Here is a 16,632-nt window from a genome sequence, read left to right on the forward strand (position 1 = left end):
GAACCGAGCGCGGTGTGTAACAGAATTCAGATGAACGAACGAGCGGCACACAGGTGGGTGGCATCGAGGAGAACGAATGCGACTGCGGACCGGTTGTTGGCTAACCGGCAGACCGGAACGGACGAAGAGCCGGTGATGGCATGACGCCGGGACGGCCCGTCCGCGTGCTTGCGATGACGATGCTGCTGGTCGTCGCGTCGTTCGCGCCGGTCGTTCAGCCGGTCGGCGTCGCGAGCGCGGCCAACGCGGGTTCCGGGTCGACGAATCTCGTCACCGACTGCCAGACGATCAGTACACCCGGTCACTACACGCTCGCGAACGACGTCAGCACGTCGGATTCGAGCAACTGTGTCCAGATCGACACCGACGACGTCACGTTCGACGGCAACGGCCACGTGATCACGTACGTCGGCAGCGGGAACGGTCCGTCGGCGGTCAGCGTCAGCGGCGGTTCGAACGTCGTCGTCCGGAACGTCACGACCCGGTACTTCTCGACCGGCGTCCGGCTCTACGGCGCCGACGACGGCGAGGTTACCCGCGTCACCGTCGAGCCCGAGAGCAGTTCGAACGACCCGGGCGCCAACGCGAACGGCATCGCCCTGTACGCCGGTTCGGACAACAACCTGATCCGGAACAACGCGATCGACAAGCCCGGACAGTGGGGCGATGCCGGTACCACCGGGAGCGGCATCTACGTCGTCGACTCCCACGACAACGTGCTGGTCGGGAACGACGTCTGGAACCCGTCGGACGTGGGTATCCAGCTGGACGGTGCGTACCGGAACAACCTGACGAACAACGTGGTCCAGGCCAACTCGTGGGACACCCAGCGAACCGTCCGTAACGGGATCCGCCTCGATTCGGACAGTAACGGGACGACCCTCCATGGCAACTATGTGTACGGACAGAGCTCTTCCTCGACGCAGGCCCTGCAGGACGGCATCTACGTCGCCTCAGACGACAACGTGCTGACGAGCAACTACGTCCAGAGCGCCTACTGGTCGGGCGTCGTCGTCTACGGAGACGGGAACGAACTGGACGGCAACACCGCGACGGGCAACGTCGAGCACGGGTTCGAGATACGGAGCACGGACGTCGTGCTGACGAACAACCTCGCCACCAGTAACCGCTACTCGGGCCTCTCCCTCGACGGAACTACGTCGGGAACGGTCCTGAACAACATGGCATCCGGCAACAGCGACTGGGACGTCGAACTCGTCGCCACAGCGGGTCTGGACGCGGAGAACACCGCGCTGTCGTCCGGCGGACCGGGCGTCACGCTCCGCGGTGCGAGCGCCACGATCAAGGGCGTTATCGCCAGACCGACCCCGGACGGCATGGACCACGTCGGCCAGTTCTTCGAGGTCTCCGGGGACCCGACGGTCGACGTCTCCTACACCGACGCGGCGGCCGCTGGCGTGGCGGAGGAGAACCTCTCGCTGTGGCACTATGACGGGAGTTCCTGGTCGCACTCGGGCGGGAGCGTCGACACCGCCGCGAACGTCGTCTCCGGGTCGGTGACGTCCGGCATCTACGCGCCCCTCGCGAACGACACGCAAGTTCCGACCATCTCGAACTTCGACGCTACGAGTCCGACCAACGGCGAACTCCGGGTGTCGTTCGACGCGGACGAACCACTCGACGCGATCGCGGTGACCCTCGCCAACGAGTCTGGCACGGTCACGACGCTCGACGCGGCCGACTTCACCGAATCGGGCGACAGCTCCTTCACGTACGAGAACACCTCGACGCTCTCCCCTGGCTCCTACGACGTGACCCTGGAGACCGCCGCCGACGCGGCTGGCAACGACGGCGCGAACGGAGAAATGGCGAGTGCGACCGTGTCCGGCGTATTCGAGATCACCGCGTTCGATGCGGTGGACGCCGGGGACGGCGACCGCATCGTCACGGACGGCGACGTGGTGGCGCTCAGCGCGACCGTCACCGGACAGAACGTCACTTCGGTCACGACGGACGCCAGTTCGTTCGGCGGTGGGCACGTCACGTACAGTGACCCCGACGGGGACGGCATCTACGAGGGGACGTTCACGGTCGACAGGCCGTACAACCTCGAGTATCTTCGGGGACTCTCGGTCACGGCCACTGACGACCTGGGCCGGACCGCGACAGCGACCACGACGCTCGACCTCGACACGACGGTGTACGTCGACGACGTGGTCGTCACCGACCTGGCGGACGGCGACGGGTCAGTCGGGCACGGTGACAGCGTTCGCGTCTCGGTCGATGTGACAGACTTCTCGGACCTCACCGTTGTGGGCGGGACGGACGTGCTGGGCGTCCCCAACGTGACCCTCGCCGACCAGGGGAACGGGTGGTACAACGCGACGGTCACCGTCGACGCGGCGACGGCAGATCCCGACGGTCTCGTGTACGTCTGGGCCAACGCGACCGACGCGGCCGGTAACTCGCACGAGCGCCGGTCCAACTACATGTTCATCGACACGGGCGACCTCGATCCGCCGACGGTCACCGACCCGACGGCGACGAACCTCGACGGGCCCGACGACGACGTCGATGATGGCGACCAGATCGCGCTCTCAGTGAACGCGACCGACGGCCTCGGCGTCGACGAGGTCACCGCCGACGCGTCGGCGTTCGGTGCCGGTACGGTCACCCTCACTGACGGCGACGGCGACGGCGTGTACGAGGGGACGTTCACCGTTGACACGGCCACGGCGTCGCCTGACGGTGCCTACGGGGTCGAAATCACCGCGTACAACGTGCGGAATCGGCGTTCGATCGAGACCACGAACGAACTGACGCTGGACACGCCCCGCGATCTGACGGCGCCGACCATCTCGTCGCCATCGTTCACCGAACCACTCGACGACGGATGGGTCACCGGCGGCGATAGCGTCGCCGTCCGGGCCACCGTTACCGACGCGAAGAGCGGGGTCGACACTGTGACCGCGGACGCGTCGTCCTTCGGCGCGGGCACAGTCTCGCTCGCGGACCACGATGGTGACGACGTCTACGAGGGCTCCTTCACCGTCGACGGCGCGAACGCCGCGTCCGATGGCTGGTGGAAGCTGACGGTCGAAGCGACCGACGCGGACGGCAACGCCGACGACGAGTACGTCTATATCTCCATCGACCGGTCGATAGCGAGCGACGCGACCGCGCCGACCATCAACGAGTTCGACGTGTACTCGAACGAGGGCCGCATCCTCGTGCAGGTCAACGCCAGCGAATCGCTCTCCGATCTGGACGTGACGGTCCGAAACGAGTCCGGCGCGACCGTCGCGACCCTCGGCGACGCCGTCGACGGCGGGAACTACGGCAGCTACTACGAGTACTTCCTCAGTCACACGCCCGCGGCAGATGGGGACTACGACGTCACGCTGGAACGGGCCGTCGACCGTGCCGGTAACGACGGCGCTGCGGGCGAGAGCAAGACGGTGACGGTCGGCGGCGGGATAGTCAAACCGCCCGTTTCGGAGCCTGCGACCGGTATCACCGTCTCCGGCCAGCTACGCGAGGCCGGCGGAGCGCCCGCGGCGGGCGACTACGTCGTGCTGGTCAACGCGACCGACACCGACCAGTCGATGTCGGTCCCGACCGATTCCAGCGGAAACTTCTCGGCGACAGTCCCGAAGGGACCGACGTACGTCGTCGTCTACGTCCAGCAGAACGGCTCGGGCGGGCCGGGTCCGGTCGACGGATCGCCCGACGTCGCGTCCCTGGGTACGGTCGACGACAACGCCACCATCGACCGCACGCTCCCGAGCGCGGCCCCGCTCACGGTCACCGTAGTCCGGGGCGACACTGGCGGGCCGGTCGCCAACGCAACGGTCGGAATCGCCCCCGACACGACCGATCTACTCGGCATCTTCGAGGGACCGACCGACAGCGCAGGTCACCTGAACTTCGGGGCCAGCGATCGCGACGCGATAGAGGTCGCGGGCACTGTTCACCTCCGCGCGACGCCGCCGGCCGGCACGAACCTGACCGCGAACCGGACCGCGTTCGACGTCGACGGACCGACGGACGTGACCGTCGTCCTCGGGGCACCGACGGCGTCAAACCGGGCGCCGGTCGCGGTGGCTGACTCCTATTCGGTGGACGAAGGCGAGACGCTGTCGGTGGACGCCCCTGGTCTGCTCGCGAACGACCTCGACCCCAACGGTGACTCGCTCCGCGCGACGCAGTTCGGCCAACCCGACAACGGGACCGTCTCGCTGACGTCGGACGGCTCCTTCGAGTACGTCCCCGACCCGGGCTTCACGGGGACGGACGCGTTCACCTACCTGATCCGCGACGAACACGACGAGGACTCCGCATACGCCAGCGTCACTATCGCGGTGTTCGAGGACCCGAACCGCGCACCGACTGCCGTCGACGACCACTACACGACCGACGCGGGAGTCACTCTCACGGTGAGCGCACCAGGCCTGCTCGCCAACGACTACGACCCGGACGGCGATTCACTCCGGACGGTCGGCTTCAGCCAACCGGACAACGGGACCGCCTCGCTGAACACCGCCGGCGAGCTAGAGTACGTTCCCGATCCGGGATTCACCGGGACGGATTCGTTCACATACCTGATCGAGGACGACTCGGGGACCGAATCCGGGTACGCGACGGTCACCGTCGACGTGGCGCCGGATCCCAACCGAGCACCGACTGCCGTCGACGACCACTACACGACCGACGCGGGAGTCACTCTCACGGTGAGCGCACCAGGCCTGCTCGCCAACGACTACGACCCGGACGGCGATTCGCTCCGTACGGTCGGCTTCAGCCAACCCGACAACGGGACCGCCTCGCTGAACACCGCCGGCGAGCTAGAGTACGTCCCCGACTCCGGATTCACCGGCACGGACGCGTTCAGCTACCTGATCGAGGACGACTCCGGAACCGGATCCGGGTACGCGACCGTCACTATCGACGTCACTGGATCGAATCGCGCACCGACGGCCGTCGACGACCAGTACTCGACGCTCCGTGAGACGAATCTGACGGTGAGCGCGCCGGGGCTGCTCGCCAACGACTACGACCCGGACGGCGACACGCTCCGGACGGTCGGCTTCAGCCAACCCGACAACGGGACCGCCTCGCTGAACACCGCCGGTGAGCTAGAGTACGTCCCCGACCCTGGATTCGCTGGGACGGACACGTTCAGCTACCTGATCGAGGACGACTCGGGAACCGGATCCGGGTACGCGACGGTCTCGGTGACCGTCGTGGATCCGACGGGGACAGCGCCGGTCGCGGTCGACGACAGCTACACGACAGTCGAGGGAGTGAACCTCTCCGTGGCTGGGCCCGGAGTTCTCGCGAACGACCTCGACCCCAACGGTGACTCGGTCGACGCGGTCAACTTCGGCACCCCGGGTAACGGGACCGTCTCGCTGACGTCGGACGGCTCCTTCGAGTACGTCCCCGACACGGGGTTCACGGGGACGGACACGTTCAGCTATCGCATCCAGGACGCGAACAGCGAGTACTCCGGGTACGCCACTGTCTCTATCGATGTACAGGAGGACCCGAACCGCACGCCGGTCGCCGTTCCGGACTACTACACCACGGTCGAGGGCGTCAACCTGACGGTGAGCGCACCAGGCCTGCTCGCCAACGACTACGACCCGGACGGCGATTCGCTCCGGACGGTCGGCTTCAGCCAACCCGACAACGGGACCGCCTCGCTGAACACCGCCGGCGAGCTAGAGTACGTCCCCGACCCCGGATTCGCCGGCACGGACACGTTCAGCTACCTGATCGAGGACGACTCGGGGACCGAATCCGGGTACGCGACGGTCACCGTCGAGGTGTTCGAGGATCCGAACCGCGCGCCGGTCGCCGCACCGGATTACTACACCACGGACGCGGGAGTCACTCTCACGGTGAGCGCACCAGGCCTGCTCGCCAACGACTACGACCCGGACGGCGATTCGCTCCGGACGGTCGGCTTCAGTCAGCCAGACAACGGGACCGCCTCGCTGAACACCGCCGGCGAGCTAGAGTACGTCCCTGACCCCGGATTCGCTGGGACGGACACGTTCAGCTACCTGATCGAGGACGACTCGGGAACCGGATCCGGGTACGCGACCGTCACTGTCGACGTGGCGCCGGATCCCAACCGTGCACCGACTGCCGTCGACGACCACTACGCCACGCTCGAAGGCGAGAACGTTACGGTACGCGCACCGGGCCTGCTCGCCAACGACTACGACCCGGACGGCGATTCGCTTCGCACGGTCGGCTTCAGCCAACCCGACAACGGGACCGCCTCGCTGAACACCGCCGGCGAGCTAGAGTACGTCCCTGACCCCGGATTCGCTGGGACGGACACGTTCAGCTACCTGATCGAGGACGACTCCGGGTCCGGATCCGGGTACGCGACGGTCTCGGTGACTGTCGTCGACGTGACGCAACCGCGCCGGGCCGCGGTCGATACGAACGCCGTCGACTTCGGCGACGTCACGGTCGGCGGAGACGCGTCCGCGACGGTCACGGTGACGAACGTCGGTGGAACGCCGCTCACGCTTTCGGGCATCGGCCTCACCAGTTCGGGAACGACGCCGTTCCGGCTCGTCGACGGCGCCGGGACTACGGTGCTCGCGACTGGCGAGAGTCGGGAGATCACGGTCGCGTTCGAACCGAACGACACCGGGACCGCGACCGGGACGCTCCGGGTCCACACGGACGATTCGACGCGTCCGACCGTCGACGTCTCGCTCTCGGGAACTGGTGTCGCGGCCGGCGGGAACGGCGGGGGATCATCTACCGGAAGTGGCGGTTCGTCGTCCGGATCGAACGGCGCCAGCGGCTCGGCGCCCACGCCAGGACCGAGGCAGACCACCGTCGTCCAGTCCAGTTCCGGCCAGACGGACGTCGCTGTCACCAACGCCAGAAACGGAACGGCCGTCTCGGTGAACACGTCGGGCCAGACGTCCGGAAACGTCTCGCTCGACGGCCTCGATATCACGCCGCTCGTCGACGGCGACTTCACGCTGAACGTCAGCGCGAGCGAGTCGCCGCCCTCGGGCGCACCGTCGTCGACTCCGGCTGGCGAGACTCCCATCGCCTACCTGAACGTGGACCACTCCATCGCCGACGGCGACATCGGCGAGGTGACGTTCCGGTTCCGCGTCTCGAATGCCACGCTCGCCGACCGTGGTCTCGCACCGGCGGACGTCGTCGTCTACCGCTACCACGACGGCCAGTGGGGGGCGGCCACGATGAACGTCACCGCAGGGTCGGCCGACGAGTACGTCGTCGAAGCGACCGTTCCGGGGCTGTCGGTGTTCGCCGTCGGGACCGCTGCCGACGCGGCCACCGAGACGCCGACGCCGGCGGCCACCGCCACGCCACCGCCGACCACAGACGGGGTCACGCCGACCCCGGAAATCGACGACGGCGCGGCCCGGGAACCGATCGAGCAGTCCGGGGTCCCGGTCGGTGCAGTGCTCGGTGTCCTCGCGCTGGTGGGAGTGGTCGTCGCCGCCTGGTTCACTCGGCGATAGGACCACTGCGGCGTACGGGCGCTTTTTTGCCGCTCCGGGCAGTGACTCAGGACGATGACCGTCCGCGAGGTCGCCGTTGAGGCCTACCGGGAGACACTGCCCGTGCTCCTCCCCAGCGCGGTCGGCGGCCTGTTCGCGGGCGCGGTGCTGGGCGGGATGGAGGCGGAACTGGAGCAGGTAACCGGCCTCATCGTCCTCGTCCCCGCCCTCCTGGCGACCAGGGGAAACGTCTACGGCTCGCTCGGCGCCCGCCTCGGGTCGGCGCTCCACCAGGGACTCGTCGAACCCGAGTTCACCCTGAGCGACGACCGGCTCAACCGCGCCGTCGCCGCGTCGATGGCTAACGGCGTGCTCGTCAGCGCCTTCGCCGCGACGCTCGCGTTCGCGCTGCTGGTCGCGCTCGGCCGGGACGTCGCGGGTCTCGCGACGCTCGTCGCCATCGCCGTGCTCGCGGGGCTCGTCTCGGGCGTCCTCCTGGCGACCGCCGTCATCTCCGTCGTCTTCCTGGGCTACCGGCGCGGACTCAACCCGGACACGCTGGCTGGCCCGGTCGTCACGACGACGGGCGACGTCGTCGGCGTCGCGACGATGCTGTTCGCGGCCAGAGTCGTCCTCGCTGCGGGGGGTGGGTAGGATGGCCGGCGCGCGCCAGGAGTGGACCGTCCGCGGCATCATGCGGACGATGCTGCCGATACTCGCAGTCCTGACGGCGGTCGAACTGGGCAGCGGTCTCGTGCTCGACACCTTCGAGGACACCCTGCTGCGGTACCCCTCGCTGCTCGTGCTGGTGCCGGTGACGATCGGGATGGCGGGGAACCTCGGAAGCGTCCTCGCGGCGCGACTCTCGACGGCGTTCCACCTCGGTCTGCTCTCCTTCTCCCCGACGGACGACCGACTGGCCGGCAACGCCGTCGCGACCGTCTCGCTGTCGCTGACCATCTTCCCGCTCGTCGGTGCCGGCGCGTGGCTGGTCCAGGGGCTGTTCGGCGCGACGGCGCTCCCGCTCCGAACCGTCGTCCTCGTCGCGCTCCTGAGTGGGCTGACGCTGGCCGTCCTCGCCGTCGCCGTGACGGTGGTCACCACCTACGCCGCCTACCGCTTCTCGCTCGACCCCGACGAGGTGGTGATTCCGGTCGTAACGAACGTCTGCGACGTGCTCGGCGTGCTGGTCCTCTTTGGTGTGGTTCGAGTACTGGTGTGAGAACGCCAGAACGTGAGGGGCAGCGACAGCAGATCCAGCGAGTCAGCTCCCCAGCAGCGCCCGCACCGCGAACAGCGCGTTCTCCTTGCGTTCCATCACGCGCCGATAGAAGTACGACAGCCAGCGGTCGCCGTAGGGCACGTACTGCCAGACCTCACAGTCCTCGGCCAGGTCGAACTGCGCGTCGGTGCGGACGCCCATCAGCATCTGTATCTCGTAGGGCGTCCCGAACTCCTCGTGGAGCGACCGGGCCAGCGAGATCATCTCGGGGTCGTGACTCCCCACCGCGATTCCGTCGTCGAAGTTGGCGAACAGATATCGAAGGTCGTCGCGGTAGCGGGCGTCGACGTGGCCCTTCCCCTTGTACGCGACCGCCTCCGGCGGGTCGTAGGCCCCCTTGACCAGCCGTACCTTCCCCGGGAGGTCGGCCAGTCGCTCCAGGTCGTCGTGGGTGCGCCGGAGGTTGGACTGCAGGCAAACGCCGACGCCGCCGTCGTGTCTCGTCACCTCGGCCTCGAAGGCGTCCAGCGTCGCGTCCGTCGTCGTGTAGTCCTCCATGTCCAGCCAGACGAAGACGTCCCGCTCGGCGGCGTGGTCGACGACCCGCGAGAGGTTCTCCCGGAAGACGTCCTCGCTCACGGTCAATCCGAGCTGGGAGGGCTTGGCCGAGATACGCGCGTTCAGGTCCATCTGGACGAAATCGTCGACGAGCCGCTGGTACGCGTCGGCGTCCGCGTCGGCCGGACCACGCGTCTGGTAGTGTTCGCCGAGGTGGTTCAGGATAGCCCCCACTTCCCGGTCGTTCAGCGTCGCCGCGTGGTCCAGCGCCTCGGCGGCCGTCTCGCCGGCGACGAACCGGCGCGCGAGCGGGGGAATCACGTTCGGTTGTTAGTGGTGGCCCGACTAAATGGATGGGGCGGCCGGTCCCACCGCGTCGGCCCCCGAAACGATAACACGAATCCCGCGCGTTTCGGCGGTATGGCGCGAGCCGATGCGGACCGGTACTGGGGCCCTCCGAGCGTGCTCGACCGATCAGGATCCCGGATCCACTACTGGGTCGCGGGGCCCGAGGACGCGCCGCTCGTGGCGTTCACTCACGGCGCGACGATGGACCACCGGATGTTCGACCTCCAGCGCGATCCCGTGGTCGAGGCGGGCTACCGGGTGCTCGCGTGGGACGTGCGCGGCCACGGCCGCTCCAAACCGATCGGGGCGGATTTCACCATCCCATCGGTCGCCGAGGACCTCCTCGCGATCGTCGATCGGCTCGGCTACGAGACGGCGACGTTCGTCGGACAATCCTTCGGCGGGTTCGTCTCACAGGAGGCCGCGTTCCGGTACCCTGAGCGAGTGACGGCGCTGGCCATGATCGGTGCGACGAACCTCACCGACCCACCGGGGACGCTCGAACGCCTCGCCCTCCGACTCACTCCGTTTCTCTTCAGGGTCTGGCCCGACTCACACCTGCGGAAGGTCGTCGCGAAAAACACGGCGGCGACGGACGCAGTGAGGCGGTACGCCTACAGCGCGACGTGCCAGCTCTCGAAACGCGAGTTCCTCACCGTCATGGGGGCCGTCGCCACGGGGCTCCACGCCGAACCGGGCTACCGCGTCGGGAAGCCGCTGTTACTCACGCACGGCGACGACGACAGGGCCGGGACGGTCGCGCGGGACGTGCCGCTGTGGGCCGAGACGGAGCCCGACGCCCGGTACGAGGTGATCCCGGACGCCGGTCACAACGCCAACCAGGACAACCCCGGGTACTTCAACGAGGTGCTGCTCTCGTTTCTCCGCGACGAAGTTCCGCGCGAGTGACGACGGCGCGTCCGGGGCCCGGGCGCGTCCAGTGACGCTGGCGACCGGGAAACGTTAAGGGGGAGCGAAGAAACGCCCGGACAATGAGCATTCTCGCGACCGTCGCCACTGCGCTCTGGGCGATGCTGCCGGCCTACGTCCCGAACAACGCGGCCGTCCTGGCGGGCGGCGGCCGGCCCATCGACGGCGGCCGGACCTGGAACGGCAAGCGCGTCCTCGGCGACGGGAAGACCTGGCGCGGGACGCTCGCGGGCACCGTCGCCGGCACCCTCCTCGCGCTCGTGCTCAACGCCGTCAACGGGGCCGCGAACGACGCCCTGGGCATCGCGTCGCTCCCCGAATTTCCGATCCTCGCCGCGGTGGGCCTCGCCCTCGGTGCGATGGTCGGGGACATCGGCGCCTCCTTCCTGAAGCGCCGGACCGGCCGCGAGCGTGGCGCCGCGTTCCCGGGTCTGGACCAGCTCGACTTCGTCGTGGGCGCGCTCTTGCTCGCCGCCGTCGCCGACTTCGGGTGGTTCACCGAGACGTTCACCGTCCCCGTGCTGGTCGTCATCCTCGTCGCGACGCCGCTGCTCCACGTGGTGACGAACACCATCGCCTACTGGCTCGGGTTCAAGGACGAGCCGTGGTAAGCCGGGACAGCCCGTGGTGACACTGACCGCTGACCAATCCGGCCCGCGCCCAGTGGTCGGCGCGCGCCCGAAGTAGCAGACTTTTCACCGCTGACCGTGGAGTCACAGCTATGACTACGCGAGGGACGCTGCGGCTGGCGACGCGGGGGTCGGACCTGGCGCTTCGCCAGGCCGCCGCCGTCCGGGAGGCGCTCGAAGACCGCCGCTACGACGTCGAGATCGTCGAGGTGGAGACGACCGGCGACCAGCTCCGCGACGAGCTGATCCACCGCCTGGGTAAGACCGGCGCGTTCGTCCGCAGCCTGGACGAGCAGGTCCTCGACGGCTCCGTCGACGCCGCCGTCCACTCGATGAAGGACGTCCCCACCGAACAGCCCGACTCGCTCGTCGTCGGGGCCGTTCCCCAGCGCGCCGATCCGTCGGACGTACTGGTCACCCCCGACGGCGCGACGCTCTCGGAACTCCCAGAGGGCGCCACGGTCGGCACGTCGAGCCTGCGCCGGAAGGCCGAACTCCTGGCAGAGCGACCCGACCTGGACGTCCAGCCGCTCCGTGGCAACGTCGACACGAGGGTCGAGAAGTTGCTCGCCCCCTCGCTGCAGGCCGAACACGAGGAACGCAGCGAGGAGGAGAAAGAACGCAAGGAGCGACTGGAGGACGACGAGTACGTCTTCCCCTACGACCAGGACGTGGAGGAGTGGTTCGACGGGCTCCGGGAGATCGAACGTCAGGCACTGGGCCGGGACGTCGACACCGAGTTCGACGCCATCGTCCTCGCACGGGCGGGACTCGAACGCTCGGGGCTGCTGTACAACGTCGAGGCGACGCCGCTGTCGACCGAGACGTTCGTCCCCGCACCGGGCCAGGGCGCGCTGGCGGTCGCGACCACCGACGGAGAGTTCGCCGAGGAGATGAACGAAGTACTGAATCATCCGCGTTCCCGCGCGGAGACGACCGTCGAGCGGATCGTCCTCGAGGAACTTGGCGGCGGCTGCGTCGCGCCGCTGGGCATCCACGCCGTCCTGCAGGGGCGGTCAATTCGCACGCGCGTCCGGGTGCTCTCACAGGATGGCACCGAGGAGGTGAGCGCGACGCGGGACGTCCCCGTCGACCGCCACGTCGACGGTGCGAAGTCCTTCGCCGCTGATCTCGCGGACCAGGGCGCCAAAGAGCTGATCGCGGCGGCGAAGAAAGAACTCGACGACGGCGGCGAGGCGGACGAGGACGCCGCCTCCGCCGTCGAGACCGACGACGAAGAAATCGTCGAGGAGGGGGGAGCGGTCGACGAATGACCGGGACCGTCTATCTCGTCGGCTCGGGCCCCGGCGACCCAGAACTGCTGACCGTCAAGGCGAAGCGACTGATCGACGAGGCCGACGTCGTCCTCCACGACAAGCTTCCCGGCCCGGAGATCCTGGAGGCTATCCCCGAGGAGAAGCGTGAGGACGTGGGCAAACGCGCAGACGGCGAGTGGACGCCACAGGAGTACACCAACCGGCGCATGGTGGAACTCGCCGAGGCGGGCGACGACGTCGTCCGGCTCAAGGGCGGCGACCCGACCGTCTTCGGCCGCGGCGGCGAGGAGATGACCCACCTCGCCGAGAACGATATCCCCTTCGAGGTCGTGCCGGGCATCACCAGCGCCGTCGCCGGCCCGGAAGTCGCCGGCATCCCGGTGACCCACCGCGGCCACGCCTCCTCCGTCTCGTTCGTCACGGGCCACGAGGACCCGACGAAGGACGAATCGGCCATCGACTGGGGCGCGCTGGCCGACACGGGCGGCACCATCGTCGTCCTGATGGGCGTCGGCAAGCTCCCGGACTACACCGCCGCCCTCCGGGAGAGCGGGATGGACCCCGAGACGCCGGTCGCGCTGGTCGAGCGCGCGACCCGTCCCGAACAGCGCGTCGCCGTCGGCACGCTCGATACGATCGTCGACGTGCGCGACGAGGAGGGGATCGAACCGCCCGCAATCACCGTGATCGGCGACGTCGCCGGCGAACGCGAGCGTGTGAAAGCGTTCCTGCGGAACGAGCGACTCGACGACGGACTGGAGGCCACCGACGATGCGTGAGGAACCCCGCCTCCGCGTCGCCGTCTTCCGGCCCGACGACGAGCGCCTGGACGACGCGGTCGAACTGCTCGAATCGCTCGGGGCCGACCCCGTCTCCGACCCGATGCTCGCCGTCGAACCGACGGGAAACTCCCCGCAGGAGGGCGCAGATTACGTGATTCTCACGAGCAAGACGGGGGTCGAGCTAGCGGCCGAAGCCGGCTGGGAGCCGGGCGACTCGACCGTCTGCGCTATCGGTGCCGCAACCGCCGAAGCGCTGCGCGAGGCGGGCTATGCCGTCGACCTGGTTCCGGAGGAGTACACGTCGTCGGGGCTGGTCGCGGCGCTCGAAGACGAAGTCGACGGGGCCAGCGTCGAGGTCGCCCGTTCCGACCACGGCTCGTCCGTCCTGACGGACGGACTCGCGGACGCGGACGTCCACGAGACCGTCCTCTATCGGCTCGTCCGGCCAGCGGGAGCCGGCGACTCGGTCGAACTCGCGGCCGACGGCGACCTCGACGCCGCGCTCTTTACCTCCTCGCTCACTGTCGAGCACTTCCTCGACGCCGCGGACGAGCGGGGGGTTCGCGACGATGCCATCGCCGGATTGAACGACGCCGTCGTCGGTGCGATCGGCGACCCGACGCGGACAACTGCCCAGGGCCACGGTATCGACGTCGACGTCGTGCCGGAGACGGCCGACTTCGAGCAACTTGCCTGTGCCGTCGTCGAGGACGCCGCGCCGACGCATCGGGAGTGACCGGGTCCGAACGACGAGCGGACCGCCCGGCTTCTCGCGGCTTAATCCGATATTAACGCCGGCTCGGGCCGGTGAATCCACGGTTCGAACCCGCCCTGCCAGTCCAGGACCACGACAGGTGACAGTCACTGAACTGTTCGGAGGGAGTGCTTAGCGACTGGATAAATAACACCGGTTGCGACGTACCAGTCCAACGATAGATGAATGCGAGACTGTTCGCAGTGTGTGGCATCGCCGCGCTCCTCGTCGTCGGCGCGGGTGGCGCCGTCGCGAGTGGGTTCGGATCCGGCCCTGGTCCGGGCTTCGGCCCCGACAACGCGCCAGGCAGCGGCGCGGATCCGGGAGAGACGCCGGCTTCGCCACCGGATAACGGTGGTGGAGACGACGGGACCGAGACCACCACCGACGAACCGGCGTTCACGGTCGTCGCCGACAACACGGAGAAGTGCGGACGAACCTGTCGCGACGTGACGTCGACGGTCACCAACCGCCAGAACGCGACGGCGGCGGACGTCACCGTCTCGACGCAGATCTACGCCGGCAAGGAAGGGAACGGCAAGCAAGTCTGGCAGGGGTCAGCCGACGTCGGCACCCTGGCCGGCGGCGAGTCTCACTCCGAGACCAAGCGGATCACGCTCGGTTGGAGCGACGCCATCGCGGTCAAGGGCGCTGGCGGCTGGGTGACCATCGAGACGACGGTGGAATCGGACGACGAGACGGTCACGATCACCGAACGACGCGACGTCGCTTGAGCGGGGTTGACCGTCGGCACACGGCCGGCGATCCACCGTGTAGAGTCCGATAGTTTATACGCGAGCGGGCACCACCCTCGCTCAGCATGGGACCGGTACCCGACCTGGACGACCGCGCCGTTGCGTGCGCGAATCGACTCCAGCGTGCCGGTGAGGTACTGCTCGCGTCCCACATCGACGCCGACGGGCTGACGAGCGCCGCCGTCGCGTCGTCGGCGCTTCAACGCGCAGGCATCGAGTTCGAGACGGTCTTCGAGAAGCAACTCGACGCGGAGGCCATCGCGGGCATCGCCGCCACCGACTACGACACCGTGCTGTTCACCGACTTCGGCTCCGGGCAACTGGACGTCATCAGCGACCACGCGGCGGCGGGGGATTTCACGCCCGTCGTCGCCGACCACCACCAGCCGGCGAACCCCGAGGACTGCCACCCCGACGCCGTAGTGACGACCGACGGGTACGCCGACACCGAGTTCCACCTCAACCCGCTGCTGGAGGGGATCAACGGCGCCTCGGAGCTGTCGGGCGCTGGCGCGGCCTACGTTCTCGCCCGTGCGCTCGCCGAGAGCGGCGACGCCGACGAGGCGGACGTCACCGACGGCAACCGCGACCTGGCCGGCCTCGCCGTCGTCGGCGCCGTCGGCGACATGCAGGCCGTCGGTGGGGAACTGGTCGGCGCGAACGCGGGCATCGTCGCCGAAGGCGTCGAGGCGGGCGTCCTCGACGAGGGCACGGACCTCACGCTCTACGGTAAACAGACGCGTCCGCTCCCGAAGTTGCTGGAGTACGCGACGGAAGTCCCGATTCCCGGCGTCTCCAACGACCAGGCCGGTGCGATCCGGTTTCTCGACGGCCTGGGACTCGACCTCAAGACGACTGGCGACTGGCGGACCTGGGCGGACCTGACCGACGACGAGCGCCAGACCGTCGCCAGCGCGCTCGTCAAGCGGGCCGTCGAGCGGGGCGTCCCCGCCGGCAAGATCGACTCGCTCGTCGGGACCACCTACACGCTCGCCGACGAACCCGTCGGCACCGAGTTGCGGGACGCCAGCGAGTTCTCCACGCTGCTGAACGCCACCGCCCGCTACGAGCGGGCCGACGTCGGCCTCGCGGTGTGCCTGGGCAACCGCGACGGCGCGCTGGACCGGGCCCAGACGCTGCTTTCGAACCACCGACGCAACCTCTCGGAGGGTCTGACGCTGGTCCAGGAACGCGGCGTCACCCACGAGGAGCACGTCCAGTGGTTCGACGCCGGCGAGGCCATCCGCGAGACCATCGTCGGCATCGTCGCCGGGATGGCGCTCGGCACCGACGGCGTCGACTCCGACAAACCGATCCTCGCGTTCGCCCGGAAGTCCGAGGAGGAGACGAAGGTGTCCTCCCGTGGCACCGGCCCGCTCGTCGGCCGCGGCCTCGACCTCTCGGCCGTGATGGGCGAGGCCTCCCGGTCCGTCGGCGGCGACGGCGGTGGGCACGACATCGCCGCCGGTGCGACCGTCCCGGCGGGGAAAGAACAGGAGTTCGTCGAGGCCGCCGACGCCATCGTCGCCGAACAGTTGAGTTGATCTGGTTTTCGACATATTTCGGTACGTAGCGGGTACTGCAGCTATTTCACACGCCCATCGTATTGCCCTCACCAACGGTCTGTGCTTGTGTGAAGTGCTCGGATGTTTTGATGGGATAGCGCTGGAAGAAAGGATACCGCTAACACCCAGAAAGCCCTCAACGTGCTCCGGTCCCGGGGCTCGCTACGCTCCTCGGCTTCGCCTGCGGTGCTTGCTTCGCCCGGGTTCCCGGAGCCCGCCTCGCCCTTTCAGTCTGCTCTGTAGGATCGCTAGACGGCAGGGCCGCGACTACGCTATATCGGTAGAATGCGAAGAGACGGGTGAATGTGTTCCGAGATCCGTCTCTTCACTCGTGAATCGGTGGCCA

General features: G+C 68.4%; 11 protein-coding genes. 10 read left to right on the forward strand and 1 reads right to left on the reverse strand.

Annotated features, from left to right (window positions below; all coding sequences use genetic code 11):
- Positions 1 to 140 precede the first annotated feature (140 nt).
- From AC5FRV_RS18615 to AC5FRV_RS18625, 3 genes are read left to right on the forward strand one after another with little or no spacing between them, the layout of a single operon-like run.
- A complete protein-coding gene (locus tag AC5FRV_RS18615; RefSeq protein ID WP_493562587.1) occupies positions 141 to 7,487 on the forward strand; it encodes an Ig-like domain-containing protein in 7,347 nt (2,448 codons plus the stop codon).
- Between the two features lie 54 nt (positions 7,488 to 7,541).
- A complete protein-coding gene (locus AC5FRV_RS18620) occupies positions 7,542 to 8,120 on the forward strand; it encodes a magnesium transporter (RefSeq protein WP_493562588.1) in 579 nt (192 codons plus the stop codon).
- 1 nt (position 8,121) lies between these two features.
- Positions 8,122 to 8,688, forward strand: coding sequence for a magnesium transporter (locus AC5FRV_RS18625; protein WP_493562589.1), 567 nt, complete (start codon positions 8,122 to 8,124; stop codon positions 8,686 to 8,688).
- Positions 8,689 to 8,730: 42 nt separating this feature from the next.
- Here the strand turns inward: AC5FRV_RS18625 and AC5FRV_RS18630 are convergent, their stop codons facing one another.
- The gene (locus tag AC5FRV_RS18630) at positions 8,731 to 9,567 is read right to left on the reverse strand and encodes a proline dehydrogenase family protein (protein WP_493562590.1); all 837 of its coding nucleotides are present in this window, start codon (positions 9,565 to 9,567) and stop codon (positions 8,731 to 8,733) included.
- Positions 9,568 to 9,666: 99 nt separating this feature from the next.
- Here AC5FRV_RS18630 and AC5FRV_RS18635 point away from each other — a divergent pair, with 99 nt between their 5' ends.
- The 7 genes from AC5FRV_RS18635 (at position 9,667) to recJ (ending at position 16,265) form a co-directional block, all read left to right on the forward strand.
- On the forward strand, positions 9,667 to 10,503 hold the full coding sequence (locus AC5FRV_RS18635) for an alpha/beta fold hydrolase (RefSeq protein ID WP_493562591.1): 837 nt from the start codon (positions 9,667 to 9,669) through the stop codon (positions 10,501 to 10,503).
- A gap of 83 nt (positions 10,504 to 10,586) precedes the next feature.
- Positions 10,587 to 11,135: a CDP-2,3-bis-(O-geranylgeranyl)-sn-glycerol synthase gene (locus AC5FRV_RS18640; RefSeq protein WP_493562592.1), complete on the forward strand. Its 549-nt coding sequence runs from the start codon at positions 10,587 to 10,589 to the stop codon at positions 11,133 to 11,135.
- A 110-nt stretch (positions 11,136 to 11,245) separates the two neighbouring features.
- The gene (gene hemC / locus AC5FRV_RS18645) at positions 11,246 to 12,427 is read left to right on the forward strand and encodes a hydroxymethylbilane synthase (protein ID WP_493562593.1); all 1,182 of its coding nucleotides are present in this window, start codon (positions 11,246 to 11,248) and stop codon (positions 12,425 to 12,427) included.
- Entirely contained in the window at positions 12,424 to 13,209 is a 786-nt protein-coding gene (gene cobA / locus AC5FRV_RS18650; protein WP_493562594.1) for a uroporphyrinogen-III C-methyltransferase, read from the forward strand. Before hemC ends, cobA begins: the two co-directional genes overlap by 4 nt.
- Entirely contained in the window at positions 13,202 to 13,948 is a 747-nt protein-coding gene (locus AC5FRV_RS18655) for a uroporphyrinogen-III synthase (RefSeq protein ID WP_493562595.1), read from the forward strand. Before cobA ends, AC5FRV_RS18655 begins: the two co-directional genes overlap by 8 nt.
- Before the next feature lie 200 nt (positions 13,949 to 14,148).
- Complete coding sequence (locus tag AC5FRV_RS18660; protein ID WP_493562596.1) at positions 14,149 to 14,700, forward strand: hypothetical protein; 552 nt, start codon at positions 14,149 to 14,151, stop codon at positions 14,698 to 14,700.
- An 86-nt stretch (positions 14,701 to 14,786) separates the two neighbouring features.
- Positions 14,787 to 16,265, forward strand: a complete 1,479-nt coding sequence (gene recJ / locus AC5FRV_RS18665) for a RecJ family nuclease (RefSeq protein WP_493562597.1) — start codon at positions 14,787 to 14,789, stop codon at positions 16,263 to 16,265.
- Positions 16,266 to 16,632 lie beyond the last annotated feature (367 nt).

The organism is Halomicrobium sp. HArcel3, assembly GCF_058933135.1.